Origin of the sequence: Heliomicrobium modesticaldum Ice1 (assembly GCF_000019165.1) — a bacterium.
GTDB classification, from domain to species: domain Bacteria; phylum Bacillota; class Desulfitobacteriia; order Heliobacteriales; family Heliobacteriaceae; genus Heliomicrobium; species Heliomicrobium modesticaldum.
In genome coordinates, this window is sequence record NC_010337.2 from 2,060,349 (window position 1) to 2,076,307 (window position 15,959).

At 58.5% G+C, this 15,959-nt stretch carries 14 protein-coding genes and 1 riboswitch; of the genes, 13 read left to right on the plus strand and 1 reads right to left on the minus strand.

All coding sequences use genetic code 11. The features are described from left to right. Positions 1-126: 126 nt before the first annotated feature. From murC to HM1_RS09330, 11 genes are all read left to right on the plus strand, one after another. Positions 127-1,512 (plus strand): UDP-N-acetylmuramate--L-alanine ligase, encoded by a 1,386-nt coding sequence (murC, locus tag HM1_RS09280; RefSeq protein WP_012283117.1) that lies wholly within the window; start codon positions 127-129, stop codon positions 1,510-1,512. Between the two features lie 18 nt (positions 1,513-1,530). Continuing rightward, the gene (murB, locus tag HM1_RS09285) at positions 1,531-2,505 is read left to right on the plus strand and encodes a UDP-N-acetylmuramate dehydrogenase (RefSeq protein WP_236995011.1); all 975 of its coding nucleotides are present in this window, start codon (positions 1,531-1,533) and stop codon (positions 2,503-2,505) included. Continuing rightward, the gene (gene murA, locus HM1_RS09290; protein ID WP_012283119.1) at positions 2,468-3,730 is read left to right on the plus strand and encodes a UDP-N-acetylglucosamine 1-carboxyvinyltransferase; all 1,263 of its coding nucleotides are present in this window, start codon (positions 2,468-2,470) and stop codon (positions 3,728-3,730) included. The genes murB and murA overlap by 38 nt, the downstream gene beginning before the upstream one ends. A 127-nt stretch (positions 3,731-3,857) precedes the next feature. Next, entirely contained in the window at positions 3,858-4,676 is an 819-nt protein-coding gene (locus HM1_RS09295; RefSeq protein WP_012283120.1) for a cell division protein FtsQ/DivIB, read from the plus strand. A gap of 206 nt (positions 4,677-4,882) precedes the next feature. Next, positions 4,883-5,995 (plus strand): cell division protein FtsZ, encoded by a 1,113-nt coding sequence (gene ftsZ, locus HM1_RS09300; RefSeq protein WP_012283121.1) that lies wholly within the window; start codon positions 4,883-4,885, stop codon positions 5,993-5,995. 119 nt (positions 5,996-6,114) lie between these two features. Then, positions 6,115-7,008, plus strand: coding sequence for a sigma-E processing peptidase SpoIIGA (locus HM1_RS14680; protein WP_049754100.1), 894 nt, complete (start codon positions 6,115-6,117; stop codon positions 7,006-7,008). Between the two features lie 59 nt (positions 7,009-7,067). Further along, the gene (sigE, locus tag HM1_RS09310) at positions 7,068-7,775 is read left to right on the plus strand and encodes an RNA polymerase sporulation sigma factor SigE (protein ID WP_012283123.1); all 708 of its coding nucleotides are present in this window, start codon (positions 7,068-7,070) and stop codon (positions 7,773-7,775) included. A gap of 76 nt (positions 7,776-7,851) precedes the next feature. After that, positions 7,852-8,625 (plus strand): RNA polymerase sporulation sigma factor SigG, encoded by a 774-nt coding sequence (sigG, locus tag HM1_RS09315; protein ID WP_041313671.1) that lies wholly within the window; start codon positions 7,852-7,854, stop codon positions 8,623-8,625. Positions 8,626-8,709: 84 nt separating this feature from the next. Continuing rightward, the gene (locus tag HM1_RS09320; protein ID WP_012283125.1) at positions 8,710-8,973 is read left to right on the plus strand and encodes a YlmC/YmxH family sporulation protein; all 264 of its coding nucleotides are present in this window, start codon (positions 8,710-8,712) and stop codon (positions 8,971-8,973) included. A 468-nt stretch (positions 8,974-9,441) separates the two neighbouring features. Then, entirely contained in the window at positions 9,442-9,900 is a 459-nt protein-coding gene (gene nrdR, locus HM1_RS09325; protein ID WP_012283126.1) for a transcriptional regulator NrdR, read from the plus strand. Between the two features lie 127 nt (positions 9,901-10,027). Beyond that, positions 10,028-12,166, plus strand: coding sequence for an anaerobic ribonucleoside triphosphate reductase (locus tag HM1_RS09330; protein ID WP_012283127.1), 2,139 nt, complete (start codon positions 10,028-10,030; stop codon positions 12,164-12,166). Between the two features lie 49 nt (positions 12,167-12,215). Here HM1_RS09330 and HM1_RS09335 read toward each other — a convergent pair whose 3' ends face one another. After that, positions 12,216-12,896, minus strand: a complete 681-nt coding sequence (locus HM1_RS09335; protein WP_012283128.1) for a DUF4397 domain-containing protein — start codon at positions 12,894-12,896, stop codon at positions 12,216-12,218. 243 nt (positions 12,897-13,139) lie between these two features. Between HM1_RS09335 and HM1_RS09340 the strand changes: the two genes are divergently transcribed. Both HM1_RS09340 and thiC read left to right on the plus strand, forming a co-directional pair. Beyond that, positions 13,140-13,901 (plus strand): histidine phosphatase family protein, encoded by a 762-nt coding sequence (locus HM1_RS09340; protein ID WP_012283129.1) that lies wholly within the window; start codon positions 13,140-13,142, stop codon positions 13,899-13,901. Between the two features lie 237 nt (positions 13,902-14,138). Next, positions 14,139-14,310, plus strand: a riboswitch (cobalamin riboswitch). 124 nt (positions 14,311-14,434) lie between these two features. Further along, a complete protein-coding gene (gene thiC, locus HM1_RS09345) occupies positions 14,435-15,832 on the plus strand; it encodes a phosphomethylpyrimidine synthase ThiC (RefSeq protein WP_012283130.1) in 1,398 nt (465 codons plus the stop codon). Positions 15,833-15,959 lie beyond the last annotated feature (127 nt).

Consider the following 15,959-nt stretch of genomic DNA (forward strand, 5'->3'; position numbering starts at 1 on the left):
CTGTTCATATGGACAAGCGCAGGAGCATCCGCGGGCGGGATGCCATACTATGAAGCAGTCCTCGCCTGGCGGAAATACAGCAGCGATCAAGGTACAGTATTATCCCGGAAAGGAGCTGACAGATGAGTGTTGGCGAAGGGAACATGGTTGCATTTCATCGGCATCGGCGGAACGGGCATGAGTGGCCTGGCCAGGGTGATGCTTCAACAGGGCTATACGGTGAGCGGTTCTGATCTGGCCGATACAGCCGTCACAGAGCGACTTGTCAGCCAAGGCGCTACGGTTTTTCAGGGACACCGGGAGGAGCATCTCCTGCCGGGTGTCGATGTGGTCGTTGTGTCAACGGCGGTCAAAGGGGACAACCCGGAACTGCGCCTGGCAAAGGAGCGCAATCTGACGATCTGGCACAGGGCGGACTTGCTCGCCTGGTTGATGGAGCAAAAAAAGGGGATCGCCGTCGCCGGCACCCATGGCAAAACGACGACGAGCGCCATGATCGGACTGATGTTGGAACAGTGCGGTCTCGATCCGGCCATCATCGTCGGGGGAGAGATCCGGGAGATCGAGGGCAATGCCAAATGGGGTCAGGGCGACTTTATGGCCGCCGAGGCCGATGAGAGCGACCGTTCTTTCCTCAAGCTTTCCCCGTGGATGGCGGTGATCACCAACATTGAGGCGGACCATCTGGACCACTATCAATCCTTTGAGGCGATTGTGGAAGCCTTCTACCAGTTTACGGAGCGCCTGTCCGGCGACGGCATCCTGCTGCTCTGCGCCGATGACCCTCTTTTGCAGGAAATGGCGCAAAGGGTGACCGCCCGCCGGGTGGTCACGTATGGTATGAAAGCGAAGGCCGATTATCGGGCTGTCGATCTGAGCTGCACAGGCAAGGGTTCGCAGGCAGACATCTTCCGCGGCGAAGAGCGGTTGGGCCGGCTTATGCTTTCCGTTCCGGGGGAACACAACATGAGCAACGCCCTAGCGGCGGTGGCTTGCGCCGATCTGATCGGGATTCCCTTTGCAGCTGCAGCCGCTGCCCTATCCCGTTTTGGCGGTGTTGGACGGCGGTTCCAACGGATGGGGGAGGCCAAGGGGGTTTCTGTCGTCGACGACTATGCCCACCATCCCACTGAGGTAAAGGCTACGCTGGCGGCGGCAAGGCAGACGCAACCGGGGCGGCTCGTCGCCGTTTTCCAGCCCCACCGGTATACACGTACGCGCGATCTCTACCGCGAGTTCGGCGAGGCTTTTGATGCCGCCGATGTGGTCGTCCTCAGCGAGATCTATCCGGCCGGTGAAGCACCCATTCCCGGTGTATCCTCTGGATTGATCAGGGATGTCTATGAAAGGCGATGCGGGCGCAAAGCCCTTTACGCGGCCGACAAGGAGGAACTCCTTCGTCGTCTGCAGGATCTCGTCAAGCCGGGCGATCTTGTGTTGACCATGGGAGCGGGCAACATTTGGATGGCCGGACGTCAACTTCTAGAGGCACTGGAAGCCCGGGAGGGGTAAGGGCTGGAGGAAAGGACGATGGGGAACAGACAGGGCGCATTAACCGACATGACACAGATCACCAGAGACTTTCGCGGTCAATGGATGCAACAGGAACCCATGTCCCGCCATACGACCTGGAAGATCGGCGGTCCCGCCGACCTCTTCGCCATTCCCGCCGATGAAGCTGATCTGGCCGGGTTGATCCGGCGTTGCCGCGAAAAGGGGATCCCATGGATGGTTGTGGGGAACGGTTCCAATCTGCTCGTCGCCGATAAGGGGATCCGGGGTGTTGTCATTCACCTAGGTCGCGCTTTTTCGGACAGACGTTTGGACGATCGCCGGTTGACGGCGGGGGGCGGTTGCGCGCTGTCTGGGCTGGCTCGGTTTGCCGTCCGAGCGGGTCTGCAAGGGTTGGAGTTCGCCTGCGGTATCCCGGCCTCTCTCGGCGGTGCTGTGGCGATGAACGCCGGCGCTCACGGCGGAGCGATGGAGAACATCGTCCGGTGGGTCGACGTGATCGACGATGAGGGCCGGATTCGCCGGTATCGGGGAGAGGAAATGGACTTTGCCTATCGCCATTCCCGCCTGCAAAGGGAAAAGGCCATTGTGGTTCGCGTGGGAATGGAACTGCGATGGGGGGACCGGGAAGCTCTGGAGCGATGGATGGAGGAAAAGCTCGCCCTGCGAAGGAAGTCGCAACCGCTCGAATTCCCCAATGCCGGCAGCGTCTTTCTCAATCCTCCTGGCAGTCTTTCGGCAGGCCAACTGATCGAAGAGGCCGGCATGAAGGGTTTTGCCATCGGAGGCGCTCAGGTGTCGGAGCGGCACGCCAATTTTATCGTCAATCGAGGCGGCGCGACGGCAGCCGATGTGCTCGCCTTGATCGATGCCGTTCGCGCGAGGGTACTGGCAACCTGCGGCATCGAACTGCAATCAGAAGTTCGTGTCATCGGAGATTCGGGGGGGCAGGTTGATGGTGGGGGAACCGAGGATTCGCATCAAAGGGGGTAAGCCGCTTTTCGGAGAGGTGGCGATCAGCGGGGCAAAAAACGCTGTGCTGCCCATCCTGGCGGCTTCATTAATGTCGACGGGACAGTGCCAGATCAAGGGTGTGCCCCGGTTGACCGATGTGCAGATGATGAACGAGGTCCTCAGCACGCTAGGCGCCCAGGTTTCCTGGGAAGGCGAAAGCCTGATCGTTGACGCCTCAGCAGCCGAGATTCGCGAGGTGTCCGCCGACCTGATGCGGCGTATGCGGGCCTCCAACCTCGTTTTGGGTCCGATGCTCAGCCGTTTTGGAAAAGTGCGGCTTTCTCATCCTGGTGGTTGTTCCATCGGCAGTCGTCCCATGGATCTGCACCTGAAAGGGTTGCAGAAGATGGGCGCCCGCTATCAGGAACGGCATGGTTTTTTTGAGGTGGAGGCGGAACGGCTGCAGGGAACGGAGATCCATCTTGACTTTCCCAGTGTCGGTGCCACAGAGAACCTGATGATGGCCGCGTCTCTGGCGGAAGGGACGACGATCATCCGCAACGCGGCGAAAGAACCGGAGATTGTGGACCTGCAGAATTTCCTCAACGCCATGGGCGCCAGGGTCCGCGGCGCCGGTTTGGACATCATCCGCATCGACGGCGTAAATCGCCTGGGCGGATGCGTGCACCATCTTATTCCCGACCGTATCGAGGCCGGAACCTTTATGGTAGCCGCCACCATCACCGGCGGCGACGTAACACTGACGAATGTGATCCCCGAGCATCTGGAACCGGTGACGGCGAAACTGCGGGAGACGGGCGCCCGGGTGATCGAGGAGGATGACCGGATCCGTGTCATTGCGCCTCGTCGCTGCCAGGCGGTGGATATCAAGACCTTGCCCTATCCCGGCTTTCCGACTGACATGCAGGCCCAGATGATGGCCTTGATGGCCGTCAGCGAGGGGACTTCGGTCATCTCGGAGACCATCTTTGAAAACCGTTTCAAACATGTCGACGAATTGCGCCGCATGGGGGCGAATATCCGTCTCGAAGGGCGTGTGTGCATCGTCAAGGGTGTTCCCAGCCTGAGTGGCGCCGTCGTGGAATGCACTGATCTGCGGGCTGGGGCTGCCTTGGTCCTGGCCGGTCTCGCCGCCGAAAACGGGACTACGGTGGAAAAGATCTTTCACGTCGACCGAGGATACGATCAGTTGGTGGAGAAACTGTCTGGCCTGGGCGCGAGGATCACCCGGGAAGAGGGTTGACCCATGGCCCCGGTTTCTGCCGGGGCTTTTTCGATTTTTCGTGAATAGGCCTTTGGACCTTGGACAGATGCAACGATTTTTGTTATAATATTTTTATGGTAGTTTTTCCCACGGAGGGGGCTGACGAATGGGCCGGCAACGGGCCAGCGTGCTTGGATTTTTTTTTATCTCTCTCTTATTGCTGGCCGCTTATTATTTCCTACACTCCCCCTACTTCGGCGTTTCCCAGGTGACGGTGACAGGCATCAGCCTGCTCAAGGAAGAAGAGATCATCCGACTGTCGGGAATTCAACCAGGGGAAAACATCCTGCGCATCGACAAGGATCGCATCCGCGAGCAGTTGCGGTTCCACCCCCAGGTGGAGGATGCGACTATCCAACGGAGCTTGCCGTCGACGGTGCGGATCGAGATCCAGGAACGGAAGCCTGTCGCCGTGATTGGACAGGCGGGAAGCTTCGCGTTGCTCGACCGACAGGGGATCCTGCTGCGGAAGGTAGACAGCCTCTACGGCATCCCCTTGCCGGTGATCACCGGCGTTCAGGCGCCCCTGAACGTGGGACCGGGGCAAGTGGTGAACGCTGATGGTCTGGCGTCAGGACTGACATTGTGTCAGGAGATGTCGTCCAACCTTTTGGCGCGCATCGGCGAAATCCATGTGGCCAACAGCAGTCGTCTGATCTTATACACGACAGACAGCATTGAGGTTCGTTTTGGTCCTCCCGAGGAGATCGCCGCCAAGAGTCAGGTTCTGCTGGACATTCTGGATCAGTGGATGAAGAACGGTTGTGTACCGAAACTCCACTATATCGACGTCTCGTCGGCGAAATCACCTGTTGTCAAACCGAAAGAGGAGACGAAAAGTCCGGTCGGCGTCGACAATTCGGCCGGCGCCCGCCCGGCGACGCGGTCTTCCGGAAAAGCGGGACATAAGGGCAACGTGCATTGAACGGTTGTAACGATAAAATTAATGAGAAATCTTTGGATGTAATCAAAAAAGTATGGCCAAAAAGAGGGAATTAAAGGTTTTTAGCGAAGATCTAGCCTCGATGAGCTAAAATAACGGTATGTCGAGCCATACATATTTGTTGATCTTATTTATCTGTTACCGTACCCATATTTTTCATATCAGCCTGCTTGAAGGAGGAACTCCCTGTGTTCGAACTGGATGTGGACTTGAATCCGCTTGCTGTGATTCGAGTCGTCGGTGTAGGTGGAGGCGGCAACAACGCCGTCAATCGCATGATCTCCCATGGGGTACGGGGTGTACAGTTTGTTTCCGTCAATACGGATGCCCAGGCCTTGCATCTTTCCCGGGCCGAGACGAAGATGCAGATCGGCTTGAAATTAACGAAAGGGCTTGGTGCCGGCGCCAATCCCGATATCGGCAAGAAGGCGGCTGAGGAAAGCCGGGAGGAACTGATCAACGCCTTGAAGGGCGCCGACATGGTCTTCGTTACCGCTGGCATGGGCGGCGGCACGGGAACCGGCGCAGCACCGGTGGTGGCGGAAGTGGCGCGTGAACTGGGCGCTTTGACCGTCGGCGTCGTCACCCGTCCCTTCACCTTCGAGGGCCGCAAACGGGCCATGCAGGCTGAACGAGGCATCTCCGAGCTCCGGGCGGCTGTGGACACCCTCATCGTCATCCCGAACGATCGGTTGCTGCAGGTTGTGGACAAGCATACGCCGATGAATGAGGCCTTCCGTTTGGCTGATGATATCCTGCGCCAAGGCGTTCAAGGGATCTCTGACCTGATCGCCGTGCCCGGCCTGATCAATCTGGACTTCGCCGATGTGAAGACGATCATGTCTGACACCGGGTCGGCATTGATGGGTGTAGGCTATGCTTCGGGAGAGCACCGCGCCATTGACGCGGTCAAGAAGGCCATTTCGAGCCCCCTGCTGGAGACCTCCATCGAGGGCGCGAAGGGCGTTCTGATGAACATCACCGGCGGCATCAACCTGGGGATGCTCGAAGTCAACGAAGCAGCGGAGATCGTCACCGAAGTGGCCGATCCTGAAGCCAACATCATCTTCGGCGCTGTTATCGATGATTCGATGGAAGATGAGGTGCGGGTCACCGTCATCGCTACCGGTTTCGACCACCGCCATGCCCAACCGGCGCCCAAAGAGACCATGCGGGTGACGTCTCCGGTGAAGGATAGGTATACCCAACCGGTAGTGCAACAACCGACCATGGAAGTGAAACCGGTTCCGCTCGGCGATGACGTGGATATTCCCGTCTTCCTGCGCAAATACCGCGGATAACCGATCATTCGGGATAAGCGGTTGAATGGAAAGAGCCGGAAAGGCCGATAAGACCGTACCCCTGCAGCATTGCGCTGCGGGGGTTATTTTTTTGTCAATTAAGGGGTATAACGCAAAAAGTGACATTATTTGTTAAATGGATTCGTTATAATGGATTTGTGGTTTCCGAAACGGTGGTGGAAGCGGCGATGGGCGAACGGCTGATCATCTATTGGGATGTCCTCTGGCTGATCAATTTTGTCATGGACGTGATCCTCCTGGCAGTTTGCGGAACCGTCTTGCGACTGCCGATTCATCCCTTCCGTCTGGCTGGCGCCGCCGCCATCGGCGCTGCGCTTCCCCTCGGATTTTTGTGGATTTCTGCCGGACCGTTCATGGCATGGGTCGTCAAAACCGCTCTCGGCTGGCTGATGGTCCGGGCGGCTTTTCCGCTCAAGGGATGGCGTCAGACCTTTCAGGCCTGGTTGATTTTTTATCTAGGCGCCTGGTTGGCCGGCGGCATCATCTATTCGCTGGCGCCACCTGGCGAACCGACCGGCGTAGCCCCTTTTTGGATTCTGTTGTTGCTGGCCGGAGCGATGACGGCGTTCATCTTGTCCCTTTGGCGGCAGGCTCGTCAACAGAGCGCTTGGCAGGTCGAACTGACAGTATCCCTGCCGGGGGGAGTAGTCCGGATCCCAGCCCTCGTCGACAGCGGCAACCGGCTTGTCGACCCTCTCTCTCGTTCGCCGGTGATCGTCGTCGAGGAGGAGAGTGTCATCCCCCTCTTGCCGGAGGGATGGCGGGAGGGGGCTGCGGGAACGGATTCCGGCCTTTCCCCGCGTTATATCCCCTTTGTGTCAGTCGGCAAAAACGATGGGATGCTTCTGGGCATCCGTCCGCTGGCTGTGGAGGCACGAAGGGATGACGGCAGAATCATCGCCTGTTCTGGGGCGATCATCGGTTTAACTCGGCAGCGGCTGGACCCGGCAGGTAGATACCGGGCGCTCGTTCCAGCCGCTTGGGATTGGTGAACAAGGGAGGGTACGGGATTGTGAGAGAATCGGCAGCCACAAGTTTTTCCGTCAAATCGGTGAGGCTCTTTTTTGAGACGGAACTGAGAAAGCTCTTGGAGCGGCTCAATCTCGTTCAGGAGGTTCATTACATCGGTTCCAGCGAGACCTTGCCGCCGCCGCTGTCCAATGACGAGGAGTACCGCCTCCTGGAACAACTTGAACAGGGCGATCTGACAGTCAAGTCCATCCTCATCGAACGCAACCTGCGCCTTGTCGTGTACATTGCGCGCAAGTTCGAAAATACGGGTGTTGGCATCGAAGACCTCGTCTCCATCGGCACCATCGGCCTGATCAAGGCTGTTAACACCTTCGATCCCTTGAAAAAGATCAAATTGGCCACCTACGCATCGCGGTGCATCGAGAACGAGATCCTCATGTACCTGCGCCGCAACAACAAGACCCGCTCAGAGGTCTCCTTCGACGAACCCTTGAACATCGACTGGGACGGCAATGAATTGCTCTTGTCCGACGTGCTCGGAACGGAAAATGACATCATTTATAAATCCATTGAGGAAGAGGTTGACCGCAAGCTGCTCCAGGCGGCCATGAGCAAGCTGACATCGCGGGAGCGGCGCATCGTGGAACTGCGTTTCGGCCTGCGCGATAGCCGGGAAAAGACCCAGAAGGAGGTCGCCGACATGCTTGGCATCTCTCAATCTTACATATCACGCCTCGAAAAACGGATCATCAAGCGGCTGCGCAAGGAGATGAACCGGATGGAGTGACCAAGGGGCGACAGTATAAGCCGATAGGTGGGGGAAATACTAGGGAGGAAATATGCCGCCGTCGGGAGGGTTGCCCATGATGGTCAACAAGGTGGAAATCTGCGGCGTAAACACCTCCAAGTTGCCGGTGCTCACCAACGCCGAGATGCGAACCTTGTTTCAGGCCATGCAATCCGGTGAAAGGTCTGCCCGGGAAAAACTGATCAGTGGCAATCTGCGTCTTGTGCTCAGCGTCATCCAACGTTTCACCAACCGCGGGGAATATGTGGATGACCTTTTTCAAGTCGGCTGTATCGGTTTGATGAAGGCGATTGACAACTTCGACCTGGGCCAGAACGTGAAATTCTCCACCTATGCTGTACCGATGATCATCGGTGAAATCCGCCGTTACCTCCGTGACAACAACCCCATCCGGGTCAGCCGGTCCCTGCGCGATATCGCCTATAAGGCATTGCAGGTGCGGGATCATCTCGTCAATGAGCTCTCCCGGGAACCGACGGTCACCGAGATCGCCGACGCCCTCGGCTTTCCGCGTGAAGAGGTCGTCTTTGCTCTGGATGCGATACAGGAGCCCATCTCCCTCTTTGAACCGATCTACCATGACGGGGGCGATCCCATCTTTGTCATGGACCAGATCGGCGACGAGAAGAATCAGGACGCCCAGTGGCTGGAAGGGATCGCCGTCCGCGAGGCCTTGCGCCGGCTCAATGACCGGGAGAAGTTGATCCTGACGCTGCGCTTTTTCGAGGGCAAGACCCAGATGGAGGTGGCCGACGAGATCGGCATCTCCCAGGCCCAGGTGTCACGGTTGGAAAAAGCGGCGCTGACCCACATGCGCAAGCACGTCTGAAATATTCCTGGCGATTGATGGAAAAAGGTCACAGAAGGACCGCCTCCCTCATAGTATGTAGCACAAAGAGGGAGGTGGCAGACTGTGATCAAAATCTCGGACCTGCGCCTGCGGGATATCGTCAATATCCACGATGGGCGCCGGCTGGGAGTGATCAAGGATATCGACATCGATCCTGAGATGGGGAAGGTGAAGGCCATCGTGCTTCCGGGCCAGGGGCGTTTTATGAGCTTCTTCGGTCGCGGCGACGACATGGTTGTTCCCTGGGACCGGATCAAGAAGATCGGCGTCGATGTGATCCTTGTCGATGTCAGCCAGTTCGGGGATGGCCATTCGGAGTATGTCTAGCGGGGCAGCGTTCCACTGACAGTCCTATTGTGCAAGCGGGAGGTCGGAGCCGGAGGAGGTTCCGGCCTTTCGCTTTTCACACGCTTGTCGGCAAATCGGGGTGTATTGGCTCCGGTCGCTAAGGGCTGCGCGGCTGTTCGCTGGGTCGCTGCGCGGGCGCGGATCTTTATAAAAAACCCCCAAGGTCCTCTACGGCGAAGGGCTTTCGGAGCCCTTTTGCGTTTTTTATCGATTTAACTCCTTTGCCTTTTGCCGACTTTGGCGCTACAATAGGGCTTGCTGTCGAAGCAGGTGGAATTAGGAAACAACGCCCAAGCGCCGCTTTCGAAAGAAAAGACCTAAGAAATGATCTTGTCGAAAATAGGACCGATACCCCACAAATCTGGAAAAATATACCTTGACCATACATATCTAGTGGCTCTATAATAAAACTACTCCTAGATCTAGTGTCAAACGGGAGGGTGTCTCATGCGGTGTTGTTACTGCGGCCATGGCGAATCAAAGGTTTTGGAGACGCGCAGCGCTGAGGAAGGCCGGGTGATTCGCCGCCGCCGGGAATGCATGGAGTGCAACCGGCGCTTCACCACCCTGGAACGGATCGAAGAGACACCGCTGATCGTGCGCAAAAAAGGCGGTTCCCTTGAAGCCTTTGATCGCAACAAACTCTTGTCGGGGCTGTTGAAAGCCTGTGAAAAGCGGCCTATCCCCCTCGATAGGCTGGAAGAACTGGTCACCACGGTGGAACGAGACCTGCGGAGTCAATACGATCGGGAGGTCCCGAGCCGGGAGATCGGGGAGATGCTGATGGCGCGCCTGCGCAACATTGATGAGGTCGCCTATGTGCGTTTTGCCTCCGTGTACCGCCAGTTTACCGATGTGGGCCGGTTCCTGGAGGAACTGGAAGGGCTGTTGAAGCGAAAGACCTGATGGGCGGACGTAAGGATGGGGGCTTTCCTTTTTAATACTAATAACACTGTGTCAATAAGGTTAAATTGACGATTTTGATCTGGGAAAAGTTTATGTCTCATGGGAGCTGTTTGAGGAGGAAGCGGAATTGTTCAGCCAGATTCGCAAGCGTGACGGCCGTATCGTAGAGTTTCATGAATCGAAGATCACCGACGCCATCTTCCGTGCCGCCAAGGCCGTGGGCGGGGAAGACAAGCAGATGGCCATGGAGTTGACCCTTGCCGTGCTGAAGGCGCTCAAGGGGCGCTACAACGGCAACGTCTTCTCTGTGGAAGATGTCCAGGACATGGTGGAGAAGGTGCTCATCGAGAACGGCCATGCTCGGACAGCGAAAGCGTACATAATCTACCGTAATTCGCGGACCAGGATCCGCGATGCTAAGTCTGACCTGATGGACGCTGTTCAGGAGATCCTCAAGGAGACCAACCGTGAAAACGCCAACGTCTCTAACAGCCCTTCAGCCAAGGTGTTGCAGATCTCCGAGGTGGCCTCGGTCAACTACTACCTGAACCGGGTCATCCCCGAGGATGAAGCGGTGGCTCATCGCGAGGGCGACATCTATATCCACGACCTGGCTTGGTACGGAAAGACGTTGACCTGCCTGCAGATCCCCCTTGGTCGGTTGCTTTCTGAGGGCTTTGACAACGGCCATGGCTACATCCGCCCCCCCAAGAGCATCAAGACGGCGGCGGCGCTGGCCGCCATCATCCTTCAGTCAAACCAGAACGACATGCACGGCGGTCAGTCCTTCGCCTATTTTGACCGCGACATGGCGCCCTATGTCAAGGCAGAGTACGCCCGCCAGGAAAAGGATCTGCGGGCTGCCCTAGCCGCGCTGGAGATAGAAGTGGACGAGGAGAAGCTGCAAGCGCTGGTCATGGAGCGCGTGGAGAACGAGACCTACCAGGCTATGGAGGGCTTTATCTACAACCTGAATACGATGCACAGCCGCGCCGGCGCCCAGGTGCCCTTTTCTTCGATCAACTTCGGCACCGACACCTCCTGGCAGGGGCGGATGGTCACGCGGACCTTCCTGCAAGCCTATGAAAAGGGACTTGGCAAGGGTGAAGCGCCCATCTTCCCCAACGTCTGTTTTAAGATCAAAAAAGGGGTCAACTACGAGGCAGGCGATCCTAACTATGATCTGTTCCAACTGTCCATGCAGGTGGCCTGCAAGCGCCTTTTCCCCAACTTCGCCTTCCAAGACGCCTCCTTCAACCGGCCCTACAACGAACGAGGCGAGGAAGTGGCCTACATGGGCTGCCGCACCCGTGTCATTGGCAATGTCAACGGTCCAGAAGTGACCGACGGTCGGGGAAACCTCTCCTTCACCAGCATCAACCTGCCCCGTCTGGGCCTGCGCGCCGCCGGGAATATGGATGTTTTCTGGCGAATTCTCGATGAGACGATCGACCTGGTCATCAAGCAACTGCTTACCCGTTACGACGTGCAGAAGAACCTGCGTGTCAAGGACTTCCCCTTCCTGATGGGGCAGCGGCTGTACCTGGACAGCGAGAAGCTGAGCCGGAACGACCGGATCGAGCCTGTGATCAAACACGGCACCCTCTCTATGGGTTTCATTGGACTGGCCGAGTGTCTTGTCGCCTTGACCGGTAAGCACCACGGCGAATCACCGGAGGCGCAGGACCTGGGCCTCAAAATCGTCCGTCACATGCGTCATCGGATGGAAGAGGCCTCTGAAAAGCATGGGCTGAACTTCACCCTGCTGGCCACGCCGGCGGAAGGTCTTTCCGGCAAGTTTACGAAAAAGGACCGGGAAAAGTTCGGCCTCGTCAAAGGCGTCAACGATAGGGACTGGTATACCAACTCCTTCCACGTTCCCGTCGAGTACAAGATCAACGCCTTCGAGAAGATCGCCATTGAAGGCCCCTACCACCAGTACACCAACGCCGGCCACATCTCCTATGTAGAGCTCCCGTCGGCGCCGCTACACAACCTGCAAGCCTTTGAAGCCCTCGTCAAGGCCATGTACGAGGCGGACATGGGCTATGCCGCCGTCAATTTTCCTGTCGATATCTGCAAGGCCTGCGGCCTTAACGGCGTCATCGACGGCGAGATGTGCCCGAAGTGCGGCAGCGACCGCATCTCCCGGGTTCGCCGCATCACCGGCTACCTCTCCACGCTGGACCACTTCAACGACGCCAAAAAGGCGGAGGAGTCAAACCGGCGGGTGCACTACTACCCGAAGTCTTATGGCTGCCATTGACTCTGAGGGTAAAAAATACGCCGAGGCGCACAGCCTCGGCTTTTTTGATTTAGGGCGTTGGTGTGGGGAAACTGGTCAAGGGGAGGTAGGTGTTGCCGTCGAGGGGAATCAGTGCCCGAAGGGGCGGGCGGCCGCCGGCTAGACCAACAGCATAGACAGTTAGGAAGCGGTTAGGGAGAAGCCGCACATTGGGCACCGTCAAGACGACCTGGGTCGAGCCAGCGGGGCGCACCTGCAGGGTATAGGTGCCGGGTGGAACAGGGATGTAGTCGGTCACCTGGCGGAAGGAGACATTTCGGAACAACACCGTGCCGTTAGGCAAGGTGACGTCGACGGCAGGCGCGTCAGGAGACAGGTGGGCGAAGCGGATATAGACCGTGTCCGGTCGACGGGGCAGACGCGGGTCGGCGATGGGCAGGAGGCTGAGGTTGGGGAGGACGCCGACGGCGGCAGCGGTAATGATGGCCCGATCCGGGATATCGACGACGGCGACGATGACAGGCGTCGTCCGGGTCCCTGTCGGGAAGACCTCGATCCGGTAACGACCGGGCAGGACAGGGAAGTATTGGGTGAAGCGGCTGTAGGGCAGTCTCCGGATGATCAGGACGTTATTGGCATAGATGTCGACAGGCGGCGCGTTGGGGGCGGCATGGAGCACCCGTAGGTAGGACCGACCGTCGACTGACGCAGAGAATCCATCGTGGGGGGACTGAAACGGAGCATCATACACGTCTATGTCACCCTTTCCACCGATATGGGCATTCTTCACTCATAGATTTATGCGGCGGTAGCGGAGAGGGTGAATTGCTTTGCGCGCCAGGATAGGCAAAGGCTCCTGGTTTCTGGAAATAAATGGGCGGAAGGAGTCTTGACGTTCCTCTCCCCCCATACTACACTTAAATAAGTTTGCGAATCCCTGTGATAAAGCGATGATGGCCTCCCTTCATCGGCTTTTTCAATAAGAGTTGGCTTTGTGGATGACAAAATGGGGTCGGTCAACATGCAGATTATCTTCGTCCGTCACGGGCAAACGGATGAAAACATCATACCGCTCGGGGCGCGCTTCACCATCGACACCTTTAATGCCATGATGGCCGGCTCTCCGTCGACGGTGCGGCTCAACGCGACAGGGATTCGTCAGGTTGAGGCGGTGGCTCGCCAGTTGAAGCCGGTTCCCCTATTGGTGGCGAGTCATTTTCAGCGCGCCCAGGAGACGGCGGCTATCCTGGCAAGGGCCTGGGGCGCTGAGGTCGTCACCTTGGAGAGCCTGGGCGAGATCGTTCTGGCCAAATTTCCGGGGCGGGGCGCTCGTCAGGCTTTCCCCTTCTGGCTGCTCATCGCCATGACCGTCTGGCGCCACGCCTGGCCCTTTACGGAAGGAGAGGAGACGCTGTACCAGGCCTTCCGGCGCGCCCGGATCGCCTGGGCGCAACTGCTGGAACTGGCGTCGAAAGGGGGTCCCATTGTCGTGATCTCTCATCAGGGCTTTTTGCGGATCCTCCTGTGGTATCTCCGCTTTCAGCGAGGTTGCCGGGTGTGGAAAAAGGACTTGTCCAATGGAGGCGTCTCCATCGTGGAGGTGGAAGAACCGACCGGGAGCGCAGTCGGCGATCGGGCATACGGTGCGGCAGAGGTACAAAGGCGGCGATTCATGATGCCGAAAGAGGAAGAACCGGCTGATGAAGCTGCTGCGGCGGTGGAAGGCGTCGCTGTATTGGGCAGGGACCTGAGATGAACAGTTTGGCCTTCTCGGCACGCTGCCCCGCGCTTTTCGATGGGAACCGTACTGACACCCTTGAGCGAACAGACCGGTTTTTCTTAGGGCATATCGACTGTTGGACCCTTTCTTGCTCCCTTCATCATCGACGGTGTGCGCGCGCCGTCAAGGTGAAGGACAGTCGGCGGCCCTCTGCGACAACCGTCTTTACAGACCGCCCTTTCGCGATTAAGATAATAAGCGCAACCACTCTATCACATAGTCACGTTCACAGGTGCCCGCGAGGGAGAATAGGGAACCGGGTGTGAATCCCGGGCGGTCCCGCCGCTGTATGGGGGAGCCTGCTGCAAGATGCCACTTCACATGAGGGAAGGCGCAGCCGGTGAGGAACCTGAGCCAGAAGACCTGCCTGTGAACAGTCAAGGGTCTCTTTCCCGGCAAAGGAGACTCTTCGTGGGATGATGGCAAAGTCCCCGGATCCGTCTGGATCTGGGGACTTTTTTTCTTGCCGGGCAGCCGGTGACGGCGAAGAAAAAAGGAGGCTGAACGGAGTGGAACTTACCCAGCGTGAAGCGGCCCTGCGGGGACTGATCACACCGGCCATGGCCGAAGCGGCCGAGCGGGAGCAGGTGGAGGCCGAGGTGATCCGGCGCGGGCTGGCGGAGGGGACCATCGTCTTGCCCTGCAACCGCAGGCGGGCCGAGGGGCGGCAGGCCGTCGCCTTTGGCAAGGGATTGCGCACCAAGGTCAGCGCGTCCATCGGGCTCCCCCTCGATGGCGGGTCGGAGTCGGAAGAGCGGAAGAAATTGGAGGTCGTGCTGGCAGCAGGGGCCGACGCGGTGCTCGACCTGTCCATCGGAGTCGGCACTGATCGGGTGCGGGAGCCGGATGCCCAGCTGGGTGATTATTTGGCCCTCTTCCGCCGGCATGTGCTTTCCACCTCGACGAAACCTGTCGGGACGTTGCCCCAGTACGAGGTGTTCGCTTGCCGGCGCGACGAGAAGCGAGGCGGCATCCTGGCGACGACCGTAGAGGAAATGTTCGAAGCGATGGAGCGTCACGGCGCCGACGGCGTCGACTTCTTCGGCTTGCACTCGGCCATGACCTTGAAGGCGTTGGAACTGGCGCGGCAGCAGGGGCGGTTGACCCATATGGTCAGTTGGGCTGGCGCCTTGCTGGCCGGGTGGATGATTCATCACAAACGAGAAAACCCTTTCTACAGTCATTTTGACCGGGTGCTGGACATCTGCCGGCGCTATGATGTGACTCTCAGCCTGGCTGACGGGCTGAGACCCGGATCAGGACAGGATTCCCTCGACCGGGCGCAGGTACAGGAGATGGTGATCTTAGGCGAGCAGGTCCGGGCGGCTCGTGACGCCGGGGTGCAGGTGATGGTCAAAGGCCCCGGCCATGCGCCCCTGCACCACTGCCGCGCAACGGTGCAGTTGCAGAAACAACTCTGCGAGGGGGCGCCCTACTTCATTTTCGGCCCCTTGGCTACCGACGCCGCCCCTGGGTACGACCACATCACCTGCGCTATCGGCGCCGCCCTGGCCGCCTCCGCCGGGGCCGACCTGATCTGCTATGTCACGCCGGCAGAACACGTCCGCTTCCCCACCGTCGAAGACGTCCGCACCGGCGTCATCGCCGCCCGCATCGCCGCCCATGCCGCCGACGTAGCAAAGGGGATCCCCGCCGCCGTCGAACGCGACGCCGCCCTTTCCCGAGCGCGAGGCTTGCAGGATCGGGTGACGGAGCGGAAGCTGGCGCTAGATCCGGATGCCCTTACGGGGACCGGCAGCGTCGACGGGACGGTTGCTCCTGCAATGGAGGAAGGCATAGAAGAGGGAAAGGCCCCGAAAGAAGCGGGCGGCTGTCACGCTTGTGGCGACAGCTGTTCCCGCCGAGTGCTGGCGGAGTACTTCGATGCTCCGATTGAGTACTGTTAGGGCACATAAAGGCTGCGAACAAAAATGATGGGTTTCTAAAAAGTCGACTGATAAAAAAGCGATTTTGCCCGAGTGCTATTGCCATTTCACGAATAGGTAAGTCCTGGGTGTATTGGCGCAGCGAGCG

What these genes read in the sequence shown, in the direction of transcription:
- HM1_RS09295 (WP_012283120.1), top strand. Translation starts at nt 3,858, where the DNA reads ATGGGCCGGCAACGGGCCAGCGTGCTTGGATTTTTTTTTATCTCTCTC.
- sigG (WP_041313671.1), top strand. Translation starts at nt 7,852, where the DNA reads ATGATGGTCAACAAGGTGGAAATCTGCGGCGTAAACACCTCCAAGTTG.
- murA (WP_012283119.1), top strand. Translation starts at nt 2,468, where the DNA reads ATGGTGGGGGAACCGAGGATTCGCATCAAAGGGGGTAAGCCGCTTTTC.
- nrdR (WP_012283126.1), top strand. Translation starts at nt 9,442, where the DNA reads ATGCGGTGTTGTTACTGCGGCCATGGCGAATCAAAGGTTTTGGAGACG.
- murB (WP_236995011.1), top strand. Translation starts at nt 1,531, where the DNA reads ATGGGGAACAGACAGGGCGCATTAACCGACATGACACAGATCACCAGA.